The 2,267-nt window shown below is 45.4% G+C and carries 1 protein-coding gene; it reads left to right on the top strand.

The features are described from left to right. A partial coding sequence (locus RRG12_RS43220) for a TolC family protein (RefSeq protein ID WP_420763291.1) occupies window positions 1-2,060 on the top strand: 2,060 nt, incomplete at its 5' end. Between the last annotated feature and the right edge of the window lie 207 nt (window positions 2,061-2,267).

The following is a 2,267-nucleotide window of genomic DNA, read 5'->3' as shown; positions in this document are numbered from 1 at the left end:
CTTCTACTTATGGTCAAGACTTGGTTGTGGACACCATGAATACACAACTGCCTAAAGGTACAGATGTTAGTGTTCCGACCATAGTACCTGCTTTTGGTTTCACTAAACTTAGTCTGAAACCTTTAAGTAATAACAGTATTCCAGTATTCACGACTGAAAATACCGTTGTGCCAATAAAACAAGTACTTAAGAAAGACGAAGGTAGATTTTTCAGTTTGACATCTACCTCTAATTCTTCCCAACAGCTTGATGTCAGCCGTTCTGCTCAAAATAACAAAAAACAGAGTAATTCCAGCGTATCTGGGCAGAAATTAAAGAAGATAGTAGTTCCTAACTACACTTCAAAACCCTCTTCTGTCCAAAAAGAAATTTTGTCCCTGTCTTCTGCACAGCAGCCAGTGGCTCAAAAGGTAAATACTGTTACTGAATTACAGACATTTTTACAAACTTCAGCTACAGGTGTAGGTTCAGCAAAACTGTTGTCAGCCCAAAGATGTCCACAGGAGTTAGGCAAAAGCAAAAGGGATTCCTTGGCTGCTTTGCTAACGGCCTCAAGCACCTGCTTACAACAAAATGCAATTGGCCGCCTCGCTCAGAGCAATACCCCAATTCCGGCAGATTCAACGCCAACTCCCACTGCGCCGGAAACTGTAATTCCTGCACCAGCGGATTCAGTGCAACCTAGCACTGAGCCGAGAACCGTAACTCCTGTGCCGTCAGGGGCGGTGCAAATTCCTGATAACCTGATTCCTAACTCAAATCCTTTGCAATTTCCCACTAAACCGGAGGAAGTGAGACTTCAGGAAAATCAGCCGATTACTTTGGCACAGGCTTTGGAGTTAGCACGGCGTAACAATCGAGATTTACAGGTGACTATATTGGAGCTAGAACGCAATCGATCTGCTCTAAAAGAGGCGCAAGCCGCTTTGTTGCCGACTCTTGATGTTAGTACGGATATTACTCGCAGTCAGTCTGCTGGTAGTCAGCTCTCGTCGGAACTGCAAGAACAACAGACGGGCATAGCATCTCCAGATGAAGCTGGTACATCTTTTTCCGGTCAAGCTCAACTTTCATATAACATCTACACTTCTGGGAGAGTGCGAGCTAGTGTCAGAGCGGCTGAAGAACAGGTACGTTTCAGCGAGTTGGCTGTAGAAACTCAGTCTGAGATAATCCGTTTGAATGTTGCCACTGACTACTACAATCTGCAACAAGCGGATGAACAAGTACGCATTGCCCAGTCGGCTGTGCAAAACTCCGAGGCTAGTTTGCGCGATGCAGAAGCTTTAGAGCGAGCAGGAGTTGGTACACGGTTCGATGTGTTGCGATCGCAGGTGAATTTAGCAAATGCCCAACAAGATTTGACTAATGCTAGATCCCAGCAGACAATTTCCCGTCGTCAATTAGCAACTCGGATAAGTTTGCCCCAAGCGGTAAATATCAGTGCTGCTGACCCTGTACAATTAGCTGGTCTTTGGAACCCGTCGCTAGAACAAAGTATTGTGCTGGCTTTTCAAAATCGCCCCGAACTGCAACAGCAGTTGGCACAACGCAATATCAGTGAGCAACAGCGTCGGCAGGCCCTTGGGGAAATAGGCCCTCAAGTGAGTTTGGTAGCCAGCTATAACCTACTAGATCAGTTCGATGATGGTGTCAGCGTTACTGACGGTTATTCATTGGGAGTTAGAGCAAGCCTAAATTTGTATGATGGAGGAGCAGCAAGAGCAAGGGCGGCTCAATCAAAAGTTAATATTGCGATCGCAGAAACTCAATTTGCTGAACAGCGCAACCAAATTCGCTTTCAGGTAGAACAAGCCTATTCTACCCAGCAATCTAGCTTGGAGAATGTTCAAACCGCTAATACCGCTTTAGAACAAGCTAGAGAAGCTCTACGTTTAGCACGTTTGCGATTCCAAGCTGGTGTCGGCACTCAAACTGATGTCATTAACTCTGAAAACGACCTCACAAGGGCTGAAGGTAATCGAGTCACAGCAATTTTGGATTATAACCGCGCTTTAGCTCAGTTACAAAGGTCTGTTACCCTCAGAGCACTACGCTAGTATTGCTTGACTTAGAGCAGTTTTCTTTTGCATGAAGTACAAAGCTATCGGTTTGGCAGAAGGCAGGGGGTAGATGGCCGGGGGCAGGAGGCAGAACCTCTTTATTTCAGTTACTTGCACACTGCTGTATCTTCAAATTAAACATTCTAAAAGCCTCATTGAAAGATGAGCCTTTTTGATAACAAGACTTTTCTGCCATCATGCTGC

Source organism: Nostoc sp. CALU 546 (genome assembly GCF_048836525.1).
The sequence above is the reverse complement of the archived record's forward strand: the minus strand, read 5'-3'. Positions and strand labels throughout refer to the sequence as shown.